At 59.5% G+C, this 17,498-nt stretch carries 21 protein-coding genes; 11 read left to right on the top strand and 10 right to left on the bottom strand.

The window, feature by feature from the left end; all coding sequences use genetic code 11:
- Together QOL84_RS24845 and QOL84_RS24840 are read right to left on the bottom strand one after the other, a co-directional pair.
- The gene (locus QOL84_RS24845; RefSeq protein ID WP_283438910.1) at positions 1-2,505 is read right to left on the bottom strand and encodes an ABC transporter permease; all 2,505 of its coding nucleotides are present in this window, start codon (positions 2,503-2,505) and stop codon (positions 1-3) included.
- Positions 2,505-3,188, bottom strand: a complete 684-nt coding sequence (locus tag QOL84_RS24840; RefSeq protein WP_129394916.1) for an ABC transporter ATP-binding protein — start codon at positions 3,186-3,188, stop codon at positions 2,505-2,507. Before QOL84_RS24840 ends, QOL84_RS24845 begins: the two co-directional genes overlap by 1 nt.
- A 10-nt stretch (positions 3,189-3,198) precedes the next feature.
- Here QOL84_RS24840 and QOL84_RS24835 point away from each other — a divergent pair, with 10 nt between their 5' ends.
- From QOL84_RS24835 to QOL84_RS24825, 3 genes are all read left to right on the top strand, one after another.
- Entirely contained in the window at positions 3,199-3,804 is a 606-nt protein-coding gene (locus tag QOL84_RS24835; protein WP_164979444.1) for an arylesterase, read from the top strand.
- 57 nt (positions 3,805-3,861) lie between these two features.
- Positions 3,862-4,155, top strand: coding sequence for a hypothetical protein (locus tag QOL84_RS24830; protein ID WP_007908575.1), 294 nt, complete (start codon positions 3,862-3,864; stop codon positions 4,153-4,155).
- A 194-nt stretch (positions 4,156-4,349) separates the two neighbouring features.
- Positions 4,350-5,321 (top strand): L,D-transpeptidase family protein, encoded by a 972-nt coding sequence (locus QOL84_RS24825; RefSeq protein ID WP_129394914.1) that lies wholly within the window; start codon positions 4,350-4,352, stop codon positions 5,319-5,321.
- A 126-nt stretch (positions 5,322-5,447) separates the two neighbouring features.
- On the opposite strand, the gene oprI is transcribed toward QOL84_RS24825, so the two are convergent.
- Complete coding sequence (oprI, locus tag QOL84_RS24820) at positions 5,448-5,699, bottom strand: outer membrane lipoprotei OprI (RefSeq protein WP_003199355.1); 252 nt, start codon at positions 5,697-5,699, stop codon at positions 5,448-5,450.
- 638 nt (positions 5,700-6,337) lie between these two features.
- Between oprI and QOL84_RS24815 the strand changes: the two genes are divergently transcribed.
- Positions 6,338-6,619 carry a GNAT family N-acetyltransferase gene (locus QOL84_RS24815; protein WP_003226804.1) on the top strand — a complete coding sequence of 94 codons (282 nt, stop codon included), beginning with the start codon at positions 6,338-6,340 and terminating at the stop codon, positions 6,617-6,619.
- 60 nt (positions 6,620-6,679) lie between these two features.
- Here the strand turns inward: QOL84_RS24815 and QOL84_RS24810 are convergent, their stop codons facing one another.
- Complete coding sequence (locus QOL84_RS24810) at positions 6,680-7,756, bottom strand: 3-deoxy-7-phosphoheptulonate synthase (RefSeq protein ID WP_129394913.1); 1,077 nt, start codon at positions 7,754-7,756, stop codon at positions 6,680-6,682.
- A 143-nt stretch (positions 7,757-7,899) separates the two neighbouring features.
- Positions 7,900-8,343 (bottom strand): PilZ domain-containing protein, encoded by a 444-nt coding sequence (locus QOL84_RS24805; protein WP_129394912.1) that lies wholly within the window; start codon positions 8,341-8,343, stop codon positions 7,900-7,902.
- Between QOL84_RS24805 and QOL84_RS24800 the strand changes: the two genes are divergently transcribed.
- The 5 genes from QOL84_RS24800 (at position 8,342) to cysB (ending at position 12,297) form a co-directional block, all read left to right on the top strand.
- Positions 8,342-8,728 (top strand): thioredoxin family protein, encoded by a 387-nt coding sequence (locus QOL84_RS24800; protein WP_283438909.1) that lies wholly within the window; start codon positions 8,342-8,344, stop codon positions 8,726-8,728. The genes QOL84_RS24805 and QOL84_RS24800 overlap by 2 nt on opposite strands.
- Positions 8,725-9,681 (top strand): putative 2-dehydropantoate 2-reductase, encoded by a 957-nt coding sequence (locus QOL84_RS24795; protein WP_283438908.1) that lies wholly within the window; start codon positions 8,725-8,727, stop codon positions 9,679-9,681. The genes QOL84_RS24800 and QOL84_RS24795 overlap by 4 nt, the downstream gene beginning before the upstream one ends.
- A 22-nt stretch (positions 9,682-9,703) precedes the next feature.
- Positions 9,704-10,609: a 5'-nucleotidase gene (locus QOL84_RS24790; protein ID WP_283438907.1), complete on the top strand. Its 906-nt coding sequence runs from the start codon at positions 9,704-9,706 to the stop codon at positions 10,607-10,609.
- A gap of 97 nt (positions 10,610-10,706) precedes the next feature.
- Positions 10,707-11,210 (top strand): universal stress protein, encoded by a 504-nt coding sequence (locus QOL84_RS24785; protein ID WP_283438906.1) that lies wholly within the window; start codon positions 10,707-10,709, stop codon positions 11,208-11,210.
- 112 nt (positions 11,211-11,322) lie between these two features.
- Positions 11,323-12,297 (top strand): HTH-type transcriptional regulator CysB, encoded by a 975-nt coding sequence (cysB, locus tag QOL84_RS24780; protein WP_008079948.1) that lies wholly within the window; start codon positions 11,323-11,325, stop codon positions 12,295-12,297.
- A gap of 9 nt (positions 12,298-12,306) precedes the next feature.
- On the opposite strand, the gene QOL84_RS24775 is transcribed toward cysB, so the two are convergent.
- Positions 12,307-12,789, bottom strand: coding sequence for a GreA/GreB family elongation factor (locus tag QOL84_RS24775; RefSeq protein WP_129394908.1), 483 nt, complete (start codon positions 12,787-12,789; stop codon positions 12,307-12,309).
- A gap of 2 nt (positions 12,790-12,791) precedes the next feature.
- Positions 12,792-13,202, bottom strand: a complete 411-nt coding sequence (locus QOL84_RS24770) for a hypothetical protein (protein WP_283438905.1) — start codon at positions 13,200-13,202, stop codon at positions 12,792-12,794.
- A gap of 124 nt (positions 13,203-13,326) precedes the next feature.
- Between QOL84_RS24770 and earP the strand changes: the two genes are divergently transcribed.
- Positions 13,327-14,469 carry an elongation factor P maturation arginine rhamnosyltransferase EarP gene (gene earP, locus QOL84_RS24765; RefSeq protein ID WP_283438904.1) on the top strand — a complete coding sequence of 381 codons (1,143 nt, stop codon included), beginning with the start codon at positions 13,327-13,329 and terminating at the stop codon, positions 14,467-14,469.
- A 48-nt stretch (positions 14,470-14,517) separates the two neighbouring features.
- Positions 14,518-15,087 (top strand): elongation factor P, encoded by a 570-nt coding sequence (locus QOL84_RS24760; RefSeq protein WP_007908599.1) that lies wholly within the window; start codon positions 14,518-14,520, stop codon positions 15,085-15,087.
- Between the two features lie 194 nt (positions 15,088-15,281).
- On the opposite strand, the gene QOL84_RS24755 is transcribed toward QOL84_RS24760, so the two are convergent.
- The 3 genes from QOL84_RS24755 to QOL84_RS24745 all read right to left on the bottom strand — a co-directional run bounded on the left by QOL84_RS24755 (position 15,282) and on the right by QOL84_RS24745 (position 17,447).
- Positions 15,282-15,701, bottom strand: coding sequence for an organic hydroperoxide resistance protein (locus QOL84_RS24755; protein ID WP_283438903.1), 420 nt, complete (start codon positions 15,699-15,701; stop codon positions 15,282-15,284).
- 252 nt (positions 15,702-15,953) lie between these two features.
- The gene (locus tag QOL84_RS24750) at positions 15,954-16,418 is read right to left on the bottom strand and encodes a MarR family winged helix-turn-helix transcriptional regulator (protein WP_283439473.1); all 465 of its coding nucleotides are present in this window, start codon (positions 16,416-16,418) and stop codon (positions 15,954-15,956) included.
- A 72-nt stretch (positions 16,419-16,490) separates the two neighbouring features.
- Entirely contained in the window at positions 16,491-17,447 is a 957-nt protein-coding gene (locus tag QOL84_RS24745) for a LysR family transcriptional regulator (protein ID WP_283438902.1), read from the bottom strand.
- Positions 17,448-17,498: the final 51 nt, after the last annotated feature.

Genomic DNA, 17,498 nt, shown 5'->3' with positions numbered 1-17,498 from the left:
TCAACCCTCGCGCAACACTGTCAGTGGGCTGGCATTCAGTGCCCGCCGTGTGCCGAACACGCCGGCACCGCCAATCAGCACCGCGCCAATCAATGGCAGCACCAGCAACCACGGGTGCGGATGCCATGGCAGATCGAAGGCGTAGCGATACAACACCAGACTCACCACTTCCGAACCGATGGCCGCGAGCAGACCGCTGACCGCACCCAGCAAGCCGAACTCGATGCGTCGTGCCTTGATCAGCAACTTGCGTTCGGCCCCCAAGGCACGCAACAGCGCACCTTGGCGAATGCGCTCATCCAGCGTCGCCTGCAAGCCTGAGAACAACACCGCCATCCCCGCCGCGAGGACAAACAACAACACATATTCGACGGCCAAGGTGACCTGGGCGAGGATGCTGCGCAGCTGTTCGAGCAAGGCTTCGACCTGCAGGATGGTCACGGCGGGAAAGGCTCGCGACAGTTCAACGATCTGCTGGTCATGACCGGGCGCCAGATAGAAGCTGGTCAGGTAGGTCGCCGGCAAATCCTTGAGGGTGCCAGGCTGGAAGATCATGAAGAAGTTCGGCTGGAAGTTGTCCCAGTTGATCTCGCGCAGGCTGGTGACCTTCGCCTCACGGTTGACCCCGCCGACACTGAACACCATGTGATCGCCGAGTTTGAGCTTGAGGCTTTCGGCGACTTTGCCTTCCACCGAGACACCGGGTACTGCGTCGCTTGGCTGATCCTTCCACCACTCACCTGCAGTGAGCTTGTTGCCCGCCGGTAAATCCGCCGCCCAGGTCAGGCTCAGATCCCGTTGAATCGCTCGATCTCCGGCTGAATCCTTGCTGACGATTTGCTGCACCGGATCGCCGTTGATACTGATCAGTCGTCCCGGCACAACCGGGTAGAGCGGCGCGGCTTGTGCTGACACGTTGATCAAGTGATCGCTGAAGGCCTGTTTGTCGGCCGGCAGAATATTCAGGGCGAAATAGTTGGGCGCGTTTTTCGGCAACTGGTTTTGCCAGGTGTCGAGCAGCTCACCGCGCAGCAGGGCGATCAATGCCATCGACAACAGAATCAGGCCGAATGCCAGCGACTGTCCGGCCGCCGCCAGTGGATGACGCAACAACTGCCCAAGACCCAGGCGCCACGGCAACGATGCCTTGGCGAGCATCCGCCGCAGACTTTGCAGCAACAACAAAAGCAAGCCACCCAGTAGCAACGCAGCGACCACGCCACCGCCGAGCAGGGCAAACGTCAGCAGCAGATCCAGGCTCAGGCGCCACATGATCAGGCCAAGCGCGCCGAGTGCCGCGCCGTAAACCATCCAGGTACTCGATGGAATTGGCAGCATGTCGCGGCGCAGCACACGCAGCGGTGGTACGCGACCGAGCGCAGCGAGGGGTGGCAAGGCAAATCCGGCCAATGCCACCAGCCCGGTGCCGATGCCGGCGATGGCCGGAAACAGACCGCCTGGAGGCACATCGCTTGGCAGCAGATCATGCAGCAGCGCGAACAAACCCAGCTGCGCCAACCAGCCGAGCAACGCACCGCTGAGCGCGGCGAACAGCCCGAGTACGGTCAGCTGGATGCTGAACAGCAGCATGGTTTCCCGGCGCGACAAGCCGAGGCAGCGCAACAAGGCACTGGAGTCGAAGCGCCGACTGGCAAAACGATTCGCTGACAACGCCACGGCCACACCGGCCAGCAGCACGGCGACCAGACTGGCCATGTTCAGGTAACGCTCGGCCTTGCCCAGCGCACCGCCTATCTGCCGGTTGCCATCGCGGGCATCCTGAATCCGTTGATTCGCCGCCAGCCCCGGTTTGATCAGTTGTCGATAGGTTTCCAGCGCCTGCGGTTCGCCGCGCCAGAGTTCGCGGTAACTTACCCGGCTGCCCGGTTGCACCACGCCGGTCGCGGCGAGGTCGTCGAGGTTGATCATGACCCGTGGCGTCAGGCTGTAGAAGTTACCGGCGCGATCCGGCTCGTAGGTCAGAATCCGGGTCAGCTTCAACGTCTTCATGCCGACGTCGATGCTGTCGCCGATCTTCAGATCCAGCGCCGTCAGCAGGCGTGCCTCGACCCAGGCTTCACCGGGTTGCGGCTCGCCGCCTATGTCTTCAGCGGCAAAAGGTGCGGGCGCGCTTTTCAGTTCGCCGCGCAATGGATACGCGCGGTCGACGGCTTTGATGCTCGATAGCTGAATGCCGTTGTCGGTGGCAATCACGCTGGAGAACTCCACCACTTGCGCGTGAGCCAGACGCAGCTCGGTGCCGCTCTTGATCTGTTCTTCGCGGGCCGGCGAGCTGCCTTCAAGGACCAGGTCGGCGCCAAGAAACTCGGTGGCGCGCAGGGTCATGGCGCCGTTGAGGCGAGCACCGAAATAACCGATGGCAGTGCTCGCCGCCACGGCGACCACCAGCGCGAAGAACAACACGCGCAATTCTCCGGCGCGGGCATCGCGCATGAGCTGGCGGATGGCGAGACTGAACAGACGCAACAGCGGCAAACGTGCCATCAAGGCTCCAGAGGGGCGACCAACAGCCCGGCTTCAAGACGGATCAGGCGCCGGCAGCGATGGGCCAGGCGTTCGTCGTGGGTCACCAGCACCAGGGTGGTGCCGCGTTCCTTGTTCAATTCGAAGAGCAAATCGCTGATGCGCTCGCCGGTGTGGCTGTCGAGGTTGCCGGTCGGCTCGTCGGCGAACAGCACGTCAGGTTCGGCGGCAAACGCGCGGGCTATCGCCACACGTTGCTGCTCGCCACCGGAGAGCTGGCGCGGCGAGTGGGTCAGACGCTGGCCGAGACCGACCCGTTGCAGCAACTCCGTCGCGCGCTCGCGGGCATCTTTGCGGCCATCGAGCTCCAGCGGCAGCATGACGTTTTCCAGTGCGTTGAGGCTGTCGAGCAGTTGAAACGATTGAAAGACAAAACCGACGTGCTCGGCACGGATGCGCGCGCGCTGGTCTTCATCGAGATTGCTCAGGCTTTGGCCGGCGAGGATGACTTCGCCGTTGCTCGGCAAGTCGAGACCGGCGAGCAGGCCGAGGAGGGTGGATTTGCCGGAACCGGACGCGCCGACGATGGCCAGGCTGTCGCCCTTGTTCAGTTCCAGGCTGAGTTCGTGCAGGATAGTCAGTTCACCTTCCGCGCTGGGAACCACTTTGCTGAGGTTCTTCGCGGTGAGAATGCTTGCGCCCATGGAGAATCCGATGCGTGTGTGGTTTTTGAGTGCTGGCCTGGCCTTGATGTGCATGGCCCAGAACGCAGCGGCGGGTACTGTCCTGATCGTTGGCGATAGTATCAGCGCCGGTTTCGGACTGGATACCCGCTTGGGGTGGGTGTCGTTGCTTGAGCAACGGCTCAAACAGGAGGGTTTCGACGATAAAGTGGTCAATGCCTCGATCAGCGGCGACACCAGTGCCGGAGGCCAGGCGCGCCTGCCGGCGCTGCTTGCAGAGCATAAACCTGAGTTGGTGATCCTCGAGCTGGGGGGTAACGATGGCCTGCGCGGAATGCCGCCAATTCAATTGCAACAAAATCTTGCCTCGATGATCGACAGTTCGCGCCAGAGTGGCGCCAAGGTGTTGTTGCTCGGCATGCAGTTACCACCTAATTACGGCAAGCGTTACACCGACGCTTTCGCCGAGGTCTACGGCAAACTGGCCGACGCTAAAAAGATCCCGCTGGTACCGTTTTTCCTCGACGGCGTGGGCGGGCATCCGGACTTGATGCAGGCCGATGGTCTGCACCCGGCAGCCGGGGCGCAGGGCAAGTTGCTGGAAAATGTCTGGCCGACGCTAAAACCGCTGTTATGAGGCTTTTCTAAGGGCAGGCTTTCGGCTAATGTGGCGCCCCCTTATTTGGAGCCCCAGATGTCGCGTTCTGCCTGGTCCCTGTTTGCCTACCAACTGATCGAGCCTGACGAGCAGCTGGATCTGTTCGCCTGCCAGGAAGTGCGGGTGCATCTGGTGACGCGTCAGCTGGAACTCGGTGGTTCGGCGGATCGCACCCTGTGTGGCAGCCTGCTGCCGGCGCAGCCACGCTGGTCGAGTGTGGATCGGCGGGTGTTCCAGGATCAGCGCCTGTGTTCGCTGTGCCGGGCGATTCTGGAGTCGCAGAAGCGTGGCACGTCGCCGATCTGGCCGGAGCTGCGTTTCGAGCTTTAAGGTCAAAAGATCGTCCGATCGCGGCCCGAGCCTTCGGCAGCTCCTACAAGGAAGGGTGTACACCTGTAGGAGCTGCCGAAGGCTGCGATCTTTTCGCATTCAGCACGGTCCATCGGCGTGGCTCCCCGAATATTCAAAGTGCGGTGTACAATCGCGCTCTTATACCCTTGTTGATCATGCGAAGGATTTTCCGGATGTTGCCGCGCTTTCCTGCCGTCACCCGCTGCCTGTCACTTGCCGCCCTGTGTGTGGCCGGTCCCGTTGCTGCATTGGAGTTTCCCCTGCCACCGCCCGGTGAGGACATCATCGGCCAGGTGCAGGTGATCAAGGCCAAGTACGAGGACACGTTCGCCGACCTCGGCACGACCTACGATCTGGGCTATTCGGAAATGGTCGCGGCCAACCCGGGCGTCGATGCCTGGTTGCCGGGCGCCGGTACCGAAATCGTCCTGCCGACCCGCTTCATTCTGCCGCCGGGTCCGCGTGAAGGCATCGTTATCAACCTTGCCGAATACCGCCTCTATTACTACCCGAAAGGCCGGAACGTGGTGTACACCTTCCCGCTGGGTATCGGCCGTGAGGGTTGGGGTTCGCCAATCGCGCACACCTCGATCACCGCCAAAACGCCAAACCCGACCTGGACGCCTCCTGCGTCGATCAAGGCTGAGCACGCCGCTGACGGTGATCCGTTGCCAAACGTGGTGCCGGCCGGCCCTGACAACCCGCTGGGGCCGTTCAAGTTCACCCTTGGCACGCCGGGCTACCTGATCCACGGTTCGAACAAGAAGTTCGGTATCGGCATGCGCACCAGCCACGGTTGCTTCCGCATGTTCAACAACAACGTGCTGGAAATGGCCAGCATGGTTCCGGTCGGGACTTCGGTGCGCATCCTCAACGATGCGTACAAGTTCGGCAGCAGTGGTGGCAAGGTCTATCTGGAAGCGCACACGCCGATCGACGACAAGGGCAACCCGTCGGTGGTCGACAAGCACACTGCGGTGATCAATGCGATGCTCAAGCGTGAAGACGTCACCAGCAACCTGCGCGTGAACTGGGATGTGGTGCGTGATGTGGTCGCGGCCGAAGATGGCCTGCCAACTGAAATCGGCACGCCGAATACTTCGGCACCGATGGTTTCGAATACGCCGGTCGACTTGCAGCAGTAAGTCGCGGTGCAGAACCCGTCGATGCGTCAGGCATCGGCGGGTTTTTTATTGCCTGAACAAAAGCTGCGGGCAATAAAAAAGCCGACCCGAAAATCGGGTCGGCTTGATAACAATCCCGAGGGATTATTACTTGCGGCTAGCTTTGTCCAGCATGCGCAGTGCACGCTCGTTAGCTTCGTCAGCAGTCTGTTGTGCTTTTTGAGCAGCAGCCAGAGCTTCATCAGCTTTACGGTAAGCTTCGTCTGCACGAGCCTGGGAGCGAGCAGCTGCGTCTTCAGTAGCGGTCAGACGTGCTTCGGTTTCTTTCGATGCGCTGCTGCAACCGGTAGCCAGAACTGCGGCCAGAGCCAGAGCAGAGAATTTCAGAACGTTGTTCATCGTGTTCCCCTTCAAGGACTTTCAATTAAGTGGCTGTCTCCTCCGATTGAGGAAATAGCCGGCGTACATACTACCCATTACTTGTAGTAAGTAAACTGACGTAGCGCAAGAAGCAAAAAAAATTGTAGTTGCTGATTCTTTTTCGAGCAACTTTTAACTGGGTTGTTTAAAAAATACCCAGCTGCAAGCCCCGCGCAGAGCGAGTTAATGAGAAAAAGTTCCCGTTGTGGCGTGCTGTTTTTGCCGTCTTGGCTAAAGTCTGTCTAAATGAATTCGTCCATACTTTTGTTCCGATTTTGCGCGCTGCTTCGCTTATCTTTGTCCATGTTGAGGTGACTTTAAAAAAGGTCGCACGTCTTAAGTCTCAACATCCGGCAATGTTCAGGTGAGCGGCCCGGGAAGATCTTCTCCCACGCCACCCCTGCGTCCATCGGAGCAACCCCCCGTCAACTCGCTTGATGACGAGCGCACCTTGAGCATTTTCGCCAATGGTGCCTACTATTTATCAGGTGCTCGGTTGCGCGAGATCGGTGTGGCTCTTCTCGGTGTCCAACAGGCACGGGGTGGCGTAGATGTTCCTTCGCCGGAAAAACATCGGTAAGGTAGGGGTCAGAATCCAAGACCCGCGAGGAGTAGTGATGAGCGAGGCGTTGTCCATCCACCATGACCAGGCTGGTCATCAGTTCGAGACCAATGTGGACGGTCATCGTGCCTACCTGACCTATATGGATCTGGGGAAACAGACCCTGGATATCTATCGCACGTTTGTGCCCAACGCCCTGCGTGGCCGTGGCATTGCCGCCGCGCTGACCGAAAGCGCGCTGCAATACGCCGAAGAAATGGGCTACACGGTGATCCCGTCGTGCTCCTACGTCGAGCGCTACATGGAGCGCCATCAGCGCCGCGCCGCGAAGATCTGAATCGCGCACACAAAAACGCCGGGCAATGCCCGGCGTTTTTTTATGCCTGCGAAACGTCGATCAGCTGCGCTGACGTTTCGGCAGCACATCCTTGAGCTTGGCGTGCATGCTGCGCAGCGTCGTCTCGGTAGCAGACCAGTCGATGCAGGCATCGGTGATCGACACGCCGTATTGCAGGTCGGCGAGGTCTTTTGGAATCGCCTGGCAGCCCCAGTTCAAGTGGCTCTCGACCATCAGGCCGATGATCGACTGATTGCCTTCGAGGATCTGGTTGGCGACGTTTTCCATCACCAGCGGTTGCAGGGCCGGATCCTTGTTGGAGTTGGCGTGGCTGCAATCGACCATTACGTTCGGCTTGATCTTGGCCTTGTTCAGCGCCTGCTCGCACAGGGCAACGCTGACCGAATCGTAGTTCGGCTTGCCGTTACCGCCGCGCAGCACCACGTGACCGTAGGCGTTGCCTTTGGTGGTGACGATCGACACGCCACCTTCCTGGTTGATGCCGAGGAAACGGTGCGGGCTGGACACCGACTGCAGGGCGTTGATCGCCACGGTCAGGCCGCCATCGGTGCCGTTCTTGAAGCCGACAGCCGAGGACAGGCCGGAAGCCATTTCACGGTGCGTCTGCGATTCAGTGGTACGCGCGCCGATCGCCGACCAGCTGATCAGGTCCTGCAGATACTGCGGGGAGATCGGGTCGAGGGCTTCGGTGGCGGTCGGCAGGCCTTTTTCGGCCAGATCCAGCAGCAACTGGCGACCGATGTGCAGGCCGTCCTGGATCTTGAACGAGTCGTCCAGATACGGATCGTTGATCAGGCCTTTCCAGCCGACGGTGGTGCGCGGCTTCTCGAAATACACACGCATGACCAGATACAGGGTGTCGGAGACTTCCTCCGCCAGCACCTTCAGGCGATCGGCGTATTCGTGGGCAGCCTTGATGTCGTGGATCGAGCACGGGCCGATCACTACGAACAGACGGTGGTCGGTGCCATCAAGAATGTTGCGAATGACTTCGCGGCCCTTGGTGACGGTGCGCAGGGCGGCGTCGCTCAGAGGGATATCACGCTTGAGCTGATCAGGAGTGATCAGGGTCTCGTTAGAGGCGACGTTTAGGTCGTTGATCGGTAAATCAGCCATCGTTTACTCGTCAGGTCACGGGTGCCGGCCGCCAGCGATCCCCGCGCGGCGGAGCACAGCAGATTTAAGCGCGTCGGGGAGCGGAACCTTAGCGCGTTAGGCGCCTGCTCGACAATGGGCATGTAACTGTTTAGAGAACAGCGTCAGTCCAGCACCGGCTGGGCGAAAGCCTTGCGCACGCTGTCATGGGAGAACTCGTCGGCGTGTTGCTCGACCCATTGCAGGGCCAGCGCCTGAATATCGTGCAGGTCATCGTGGGCGTCATTCATGCGGCAGAAGCGCTCGATCTGACACACCTGCTCACCCATTCGCGCGCTGAACAGCGTCTGCTCATCGGTGAAGGCGATGCCCACCAGATAACCTTTTTTACGCCGCAGACACCACGCCACGTAGCCCGGATAACAGATGTCGGCATTCAGCGTCGGCATGCGCACTTGCAGCGCCGTGCCATGACGCCAGGCACGGTGGTAATTGCAAGCGATGCCGCCGAGGCTGATAGTGTGCAGCTGTTGCCTGGAAATACACTCAGGCTTGAGCAAGGTTAATTCAACCGGCACCTCGTCCGGATGAGGAATGAAACGTCCCATGAGCACAGACTCCCTGTGTCGGCCATTTGACATTGTTTCCCCCAGTATAGTGGTCGAATCCGCACTGACCGATTTCGACGCCGACCAACGGCTGTTGGCGATGAGCGGCGTTTCCCTGGTGATTTTCACCAGCGTCGGCTGCGCCAGTTGTCGTTATGCCCGCGAGGCGTTGCCGGGGCTCGAACTGGCCATCGATCGCCTGTGCTGGATCGATGCCGGCGACAACGGCGGGTTGGTCGAGCGTTATCAGGTCTTTCATTTGCCGGCGCTGTTTGTGGTGCGCGACGGCGAGTTCTTTGGGGCATTGCACACACGCCTGACGGCCGATGCGCTGAACGCGGCGCTGGCGCAGGCACTGGGTCGAATTGCAGAGGAGTTGCCATGATGGGGGCAGTGCATAAACCGGTGGTGGGGATTATTGGTACCGGGGCAATTGGCGGGTTTTACGGGGTGATGCTGGCGCGTGCCGGCTTCGATGTGCACTTTCTGTTGCGCAGCGAGTTCTCGGCAGTCGCCGAGCGCGGATTGCAGGTCAACAGCGCGGTGCATGGCCAACTGACGCTGAATCCGGCGCAAGCCTATTCGGCAGCCGAGGACATGCCCAAGTGTGACTGGCTGCTGGTCGGCGCAAAAACCACCAGCAACGCTGATCTGGCGCCGGCAATCATTCAAGCAGCCAAGCCGGATGCGAAAGTGCTGTTACTGCAGAACGGTCTGGATGTCGAAGACAGTCTGCGCGCGCTGTTGCCCGATTCCCTGCATTTGCTCGGCGGGCTGTGCCTGATCTGCGTGCATCGTGATGGCCCGGGCCTGATCACCCATCAGGCGCTCGGTGCAGTCAATGTCGGTTATCACAGCGGCCCGGCCGCCGATGACGCCGCGCGCATGGCGATTGTCGAGCAAGGTTCCGGGCTGTTCCGCAGTGCCGGTCTCGACTCCCAGGCAATGCCCAATCTGCATCAGGCACGCTGGCAAAAACTGGTCTGGAATATTCCCTACAACGGTCTATCGGTGTTGCTCGGTGCCAGCACCACACCGTTGATGGCCGATGCCGACAGCCGCGCATCGATCCAGGCATTGATGGCCGAGGTGGTGCAGGGCGCCAAGGCCTGTGGTCTGGAAGTGCCGCCCGGCTATGCCGAATTTCTGTTCACGATGACTGAAAAAATGCCCGACTACTGGCCGAGCATGTACCACGATTTGTTGCATAAACGACCGCTTGAGCTGGAGGCGATTTACGCCCGGCCACTGGCGGCGGCGAAAGCGGCAGGCTGTGAGCTGCCGCGTATTGAAGCGTTGTACCGCAATTTGTGTTTTATCGACCGACGCAACGTTTGAGTCGGTCGCTCTGGGGGAAAGCATGGCCAAGAACATCGATGACAAACTGGTGCTGGCGATTTCGTCGCGCGCCTTGTTCGACCTGAGCGAGAGCCACAAGGTCTACCTGTCGAGCGGCGTCGAAGCCTATCGGCAATATCAGATCGAACACGAAGACGAGATTTTGGCACCCGGCGATGCCTTCCCGCTGGTGGAAAAACTCCTGAACCTTAACAGTCGCCTCGGTCGCGCGCGGGTCGAAGTGATTCTGGTCTCGCGCAACAGCGCCGACACCGGGCTGCGCGTGTTCAACTCGATTCACCATTACGGCCTGGCGATTTCCCGTGCGGCGTTCGTTGGCGGGCGCAGTCCGTATCCCTATTTGAAAGCCTTTGGTTGCGACCTGTTTCTTTCCACCCATGCGGAAGATGTGCGCGCGGCGCTGGACGCCGGCTTCGCTGCGGCAACCATTCTCTCCGGTGGCGCCAGCCGTGCCGCGAGTGACGAATTGCGTATCGCTTTCGACGGTGACGCGGTGATTTTTTCCGACGAGTCGGAGCGTGTCTATCAGTCAGGCGGGCTCGAAGCGTTCCAGGCCAAGGAGCGTGAAGCGGCGCGCGAGCCGTTGCGTGGTGGGCCGTTCAAAGGCTTTCTCGCAGCACTCAATCTGTTGCAGCGCGAATTCCCTGACGATGACTGCCCGATCCGCACGGCGCTGGTCACCGCGCGTTCGGCACCGGCGCATGAGCGGGTGATCCGCACCTTGCGCGAGTGGGACATCCGTCTCGACGAGTCACTGTTCCTCGGCGGCCTGACCAAATCGGCGTTTCTCGAAGCGTTCGCCGCTGACGTGTTCTTCGATGATCAGGCCGGCCACTGCGAACTGGCGCGTGAAGTGGTCGCCACGGGTCATGTACCGCACGGCATCAGCAACGAACCGTCGGTCTAAAGCCCTGTGGTTCAAGACGTTGCGCCGCACGTCGTACTCGCCAAGGCACTGCTAAGCTGAATCAAATCTCCGCCATGTTGGCTTGCGAGGAGGTCATATGATTCGTTCGATGCTGTATGCCACTGACCTCGGTCTGTACGCACCGTTAGTGATGCAGCATGCCTTGGCGTTGGCGCGAACGTTCAATGCTGACCTGTACGTGGTGCACGCGGTGGAGCCGATGGGGCTGTTCGCCGAATCGGTGTTGCAGAGCTATCTCGATGAGCAGGCATTGAACGAATTTCATAGCCAGGGTCTGAAAACAGTCATCGCCAATATTGAGCAGCGGGTGCTGGAAAGCTTTCGTGAAGAATTGGGTGATGAAGGCGAACAAGACTTGCAGCGCATTCGCGCGGTGCGCGTGCTGCAGGGCGATCCGTCGCAGGTGATTCTCGACCAGGTGCAGAAGCTCTCTGTCGACTTGCTGATCGTTGGCAGTCATAGCCACGGGGTGGGCGCGGAAACGCCGTTGGGGCGTACGGCGGCGCGGGTTCTGCAGTTATCGAAGGTGCCGGTTTATCTAGTGCCACTGTTTGAGCGTCGGCGCAGTGAGGATCGCTGAAGCAGAATAATGGCACTTTGACAAAAAAGTTCTAGATTTATTCTTCAAACCATTAATATAGTTATATACCGTCGCTGATGCCCGTGGCGTCTACCTGCTTTGAGGGATTCATATGAAGCTTCAACAATTGCGCTACATCTGGGAAGTGGCGCACCACGACCTCAACGTTTCCGCTACAGCCCAAAGCCTTTACACCTCGCAACCGGGCATCAGTAAACAAATCCGTCTGCTCGAAGACGAACTCGGCGTCGAAGTATTTGCCCGCAGCGGCAAGCACCTGACCCGCGTCACGCCGGCCGGCGAGCGCATCATCACCACCGCTGGCGAGATTCTGCGCAAGGTCGAAAGCATCAAGCAGATCGCCCAGGAATTCTCCAACGAGAAGAAAGGCACCCTGTCGATCGCCACCACGCATACCCAGGCGCGTTATGCATTGCCGCCGGTGATCAGCAATTTCATCAAGCAATACCCTGACGTCGCGCTGCACATGCACCAGGGTTCGCCGATGCAGATCGCTGAAATGGCCGCTGATGGCACCGTCGATTTCGCCATCGCCACCGAAGCGCTGGAACTGTTCGGCGATCTGGTGATGATGCCGTGCTACCGCTGGAACCGCTGCGTGGTCGTGCCGCAGGGGCATCCGCTGACCAAGTTGCCGAAGCTGACCCTCGAAGCGCTGGCCGAATACCCGATCGTGACGTACGTGTTCGGTTTTACCGGCCGTTCGAAACTCGACGAAGCCTTCAGTCATCGCGGCCTGACGCCGAAAGTGGTGTTCACCGCCGCCGACGCCGACGTAATCAAAACCTACGTGCGCCTGGGCCTGGGTGTGGGCATCGTGGCGAAAATGGCAGTCGACACCAAACTCGATAGCGACCTGGTGGTGCTGGATGCCAGCGAACTGTTCGAGTCGAGCATCACCAAGATCGGTTTCCGTCGCGGCACCTTCCTGCGTGGTTTCATGTGCGACTTCATCGAGAAGTTCGCCCCGCACCTGACCCGCGAAGTCATGGCCAAAGCCATTCAGTGCCACAACAAGCAAGAGCTGGAAGAGCTGTTCGACGGCGTCGAACTGCCGGTTCACTAAGCACTTGTTTCAGAGCACCTCGGTGACAGCGAACTGTTGCCGGGTGCCTGCCACCAGAATCTCCACCTCATCGCCTTCGAACTTGCCCAGCAGGCTTTTGCCCAGCGGCGAGCGTGGGGTGATGACGGTAATCGGCTGACCCACCACATCGACTTTCAGGCCTGCCGCATCCGGCGCCAGAAACAGCCATTGCTCGCGACCCTTTTCGTCTTCAAGGCCGAGCAGGGCGCCGATCTCGATTCCGCGGTTTTCGTCATAGGCACGCAGCGTCAGGTTCTGGCACAGCGCCAGTGACTGCCGAATTTCCTCGACCCGTTTTGCTTGCCCCGCTGCCAGATACGACGCTTCCAGGCCCAGCGTGTCGTATTTGTTTTCGGCAATGTTCTCTTCGTGAGTCGCGGTTTCGTAAGCGGTCTGCGCGGCACGCTCGGCGATGTCGAGGTCAACGCGCAGTTTGTCGAGAATCAGTTGGTGGACGCTGTGCTTGTTCATGATCAATCGCAGAATTGTAAAACGTTGGCGCGGCTTTTTTCGCTCGGAGCCGTCTGATCCTGTTGCAGCCAGAACTGGCATTTCGGGTTCGACTGATTGCGCGAGCTGCTGCGCGCCTGATCGAGTCGAGCCTGCTGTTCGTTCTTGCGCAGGTTTTCTTCGTACTGGTCGAACAGCGGACTTTGCGGCGGAATATCCGGTTGCACCTGGACGGCAGCCGGCGGCTTGGCCAGTTGCTGCACCGCCTGAGCGACAGGCGCCAGTTGTTCAGTGAACAGAAAGCGGGAAAGCAGCCAGCAGGTCAGCGCGATGGCGAGGAAACCCAGCCACATGCCCAAGGCAATGCTGCCGGTCAGGTGCAGCGCGCTAAGCTGAACAGGCAAGGGGCGACGCGGATTGGGACGGTAGGGCATGGCTGCCTCCTGGCGGATGATTGCGGGCAAGTGGCGATTGTCGCACGAAGATTAATCCTCGTCGGCTCTTCTGCACGAGGTCATTTATGCGGACAATCGGTGCTTTTGCCAACGGGAGTCTTGAATGCTGCAACCGAAAACCCGCTGGGATATTTTCTGCACGGTGGTCGACAACTACGGCGACATCGGTGTGACCTGGCGCCTGGCCCGGCAATTGGTCGCCGAACACGCACTGGAGGTGCGTTTGTGGGTCGATGACCTGCGCGCATTCGAGCGTCTCTGCCCCGAGATCGACATCGATGTCGCGCAACAATGGCAACAGGGCGTTGAAGTTCGCCATTGGCCAAGTGACTGGGTGCACACCGAGGCTGCTGATGTGGTGATTGCTGCATTCGCCTGCCAACTGCCGAGTGATTACATGGACGTCATGGCCGAGCGGGAAAAACCGCCGCTGTGGATGAACCTTGACTACTTGAGTGCCGAAGACTGGGTGATCGGTTGTCACGGTTTGCCGTCGGTCAAATACAAATCGGTGCAGAAGTTTTTCTTCTTCCCGGGATTTCAGCCGGGTACCGGAGGCCTGCTGCGCGAGCGAGGATTGCTCGATCAGCGTCGGCAGTTTCAACACGATCGCGCAGCGCAGCGACAATTCCTGCAAGGGCTGGGGATTGATCGCGCGGCCGATGCACAGCTGATTTCGCTGTTTGCCTACGAGAATACCGGGCTGGCCAGTTGGCTGGATGTCTTGGCGGCGGACGCCATGCCGACTCACCTGCTGGTGCCGGAAGGGCGGATCCTCGGTGATGTAGCGCGCTGGCTCGGGGTGGAAACCCTGAGCGTCGGGGCGCTTCATGTGCGTCAGGCATTGACCGTGCAAGTGCTGCCGTTCGTCCGACAGGATCAATACGATCATTTGCTCTGGTGCTGCGATTTCAACGCGGTGCGCGGCGAAGATTCGTTTGTCCGCGCGCAGTGGGCAGGGCGGCCGATGCTCTGGCACATCTATCAGCAGGACGAAGACATCCATCTGGACAAGCTTGACGCGTTCCTCGCGCTCTACACAAAAGGCCTGTCCCCGGCCGCTGCCGAGGCGACGAACGGTTTGTGGCGCGCATGGAATGCCGGTCTGCCGATTGCTGAACAATGGCTCGCCGCCCGTAATCATTGGCCAGAACTGCACAAAAATGCCGAAGCATGGTGTCTGGAACAAGGCTTGCAGGCCGATCTTGCCGCAGCGCTGGTACAGTTTTACCTAAATTGGATATGATACGCGGCCTAGATTTTTGTAAATCCCATCCAAATTCGGATATTCGCAATGAAAACTGGTAAAGAACTGAAACCCGGTACCGTGATCCGTCTCGAGAACGATCCTTGGCTGGTTCAGAAAGCTGAATTCACCAAGTCGGGCCGTAACAGCGCGATCATGAAGACCAAGCTGAAAAACCTGCTGACCGGTTACAAGACCGAGATCGTTTACAGCGCTGACGACAAACTGGACGACGTGATCCTCGACCGCAAAGAAGCGACCCTGTCCTTCATCAGCGGCGACACCTACACGTTCATGGACACCACCGACTACACCATGTACGAGCTGAACGCTGAAGACATCGAAGCCGTTCTGCCTTTCGTTGAAGAAGGCATGACCGATGTTTGCGAAGCGATCTTCTTCGAAGAGCGTCTGGTTTCCGTAGAGCTGCCGACCACCATCGTGCGCGTAGTTGACTACACCGAAGGTTCGGCTCGCGGCGACACTTCCGGCAAAGTCATGAAGCCAGCCAAGCTGGCCAACGGTACTGAGCTGCAAGTTGCCGACTTCATCGAAATCGGTGACAAGATCGAAATCGACACCCGCGAAGGCGGTTCCTACAAAGGCCGTGCCAAATAAGCACTGCTTTTTGCGGAAAGAAAAAGCCCGACCATTGAGTCGGGCTTTTTTGTGCCTGTGATTTGTGTCACGCCGCAGATCCCCTGTAGGAGTGAGCCTGCTCGCGATGGCGTCAGCACAGTCAACAATCTTCATCGACTGAACCACCGCTATCGCGAGCAGGCTCACTCCTACATTGGGATATGGGTGTGACTTTAAACGGTGACGTGCAAGCGTACATCGACATTGCCACGGGTGGCGTTGGAGTACGGGCAGACCTGGTGGGCAGCGTCGACCAGCGTTTGCGCATCGGCTTGTTCCAGGCCTGGCAGGCTGATGTGCAGGTCGATGTCCAGACCGAAGCCGCCAGGAATCTGGCCGATGCCGACGTGCGCGGTGATCGACGCGTCGTCGGGGATTTTGCGTTGGGTCTGGCTGGCAACGAATTTAAGCGCACCGATAAAGCAGGCCGAATAGCCGGCTGCGAACAGCTGCTCAGGGTTGGTCGCTGCGCCACCGGCACCGCCGAGCTCTTTCGGAGTGGCGAGTTTGACGTCGAGAATGTTGTCGCTGGAGATCGCACGACCATCACGGCCGCCGGTGGAGGTTGCGATTGCGGTGTAGAGAGTTTGCATGGTGTGAGCCTCGTTGAGTGTCATATTTCGCGCTAATTGTTTGCGCGCTAAGTAAGTACGAGGCAAATGTATCGCGCTAATATTTGGCGCGCAAGATAAATTTTCAAAAATGATTCGATAAGTGCAGGAAGCGCTATGGAGAGTGGCTGAAACATTTGTAGGAGCTGCGGCACGCTGCGATCTTTTGACCTTGGCTTTTTTAAGATCAAAAGATCGCAGCGTGCCGCAGCTCCTACAGGGGGGAGAGTGGATTCAGGCGAGGCTTTGTTGCAGGTGGCTGCGCAGGGCCTGCAGCTCCGATTGCAGATTTTGCAGGCGTTCCAGCGTGAAGCCGCTGGCGCCGAGGATGCAAGGGGGAACAGTGCGCGCCTGGTCTTTTAGCGCTCGGCCCTGTTCGGTCAATTCGACGATGACTACCCGCTCATCCTCGCGACTGCGCGTGCGGCTGAGCAAACCTTCAGCCTCCAGGCGTTTCAGCAGCGGCGTCAGCGAACCCGGATCAGTCAGCAGCTTTGCGCTGATCTCTCCGACCGTCAAACCATCCTTTTCCCACAGCACCATCATCGCCAGGTACTGCGGATACGTCAGGCCCAGCGCCTGCAACAGCGGCTTGTAGACTTTGGTCATCATCAGCGAAGTGGAATGCAGGGCGAAGCAGGCCTGGTTGTCCAGCAGCAGTTCTTCGCAAATGTCGGGGGTATTGCGCTCGGAGGTCATAGCAAAGCCTTGATCGGTGATGGTCATGAATCTAGCGCCCGAATGTTTAATGCGCCAGATAATTCTCCAGCGTCAGTGCCGGCCCAAATCTCGCTGTAGCGCCAGATCCCACGGCGGCACCGGGCTGAAACGGCTTTTCAGATACTCGAGCAACAAGCGGCTGCGCGAATTCTTCTGCTGTTCCATGCGCAATGCATAAATGCCGGTGGACTCAGGGTTGGGCAGGCCGCTTTCGCAAAACAGCGGCAGCAGTTCGCCGCGTAACAGGTATTCACTGGCCAGCCACGTCGGCAGGTGCGCAATGCCCAATCCGGCGAGGGCGCCGCAGACCAGTGCTTCGGCGTTATTGGCGCTCATGCGGATCCGCGCCGGGCGATGCAGTTGCATTTGCCCGTTCAATTCAAAACGCCAGGCGAACGGTGGGGCGAGTCCGTCCCAGTCGAGCCCGTCGTGTGAACTCAATTGCCCAGGAACGCTCGGCACGCCTCGGCGCTTGAGGTAGTCGGGGCTGGCGCAGGCGATCCGCACCATGCTTGCCAGCGGTGTCGCGACCAACCGGGTGTCGGCCATTTGCCCTGCGCGCAGGACCAGATCGACTTTGCCAAGATTGGAACCGGCCATATCGACGAAGCTGTCGATCAAGTGCAATTGCACATCCAGCCCCGGATACAGAACGAGGAAATCGGCAATCACCGGCGCCAGATGTCGCCGCCCGAATGCTGCCGGAGCATCGATGCGAATCAGGCCCTCCGGCGCACTACTCAGCGACACCGCTTCAGCGCGGGCAAGTTGCAGTTCGGCAACGATGCGTCGTGCCCGCTCGGCAAACGCGAGACCGGCCGGCGTGGCGAGCACGGCATGAGTGCTGCGAATGAACAACTGGCTGCCGACCGCGCTTTCCAGGCTATCGATACGTCGCGCGACCGCCGAAGGTGTCAGCGGATGACGGCGCGAAGCGGCGGAAAAGCTGCCACTCTCCAATACATCGAGAAACAGCCCGAGTTGATCGGTCAACTGATTAGGGTTCATGTTGAGTTATGCGCTTGTGCGAAATTGGCATAGCCATTGTGCGTTGCTGTG

This window comes from Pseudomonas helmanticensis, assembly GCF_900182985.1.
In the GTDB taxonomy this organism is placed as follows: Bacteria; Pseudomonadota; Gammaproteobacteria; order Pseudomonadales; family Pseudomonadaceae; genus Aquipseudomonas; species Aquipseudomonas helmanticensis.
Note: the sequence above shows the minus strand (reverse complement) of the source record. Positions and strands in the feature narration are given on the sequence as shown.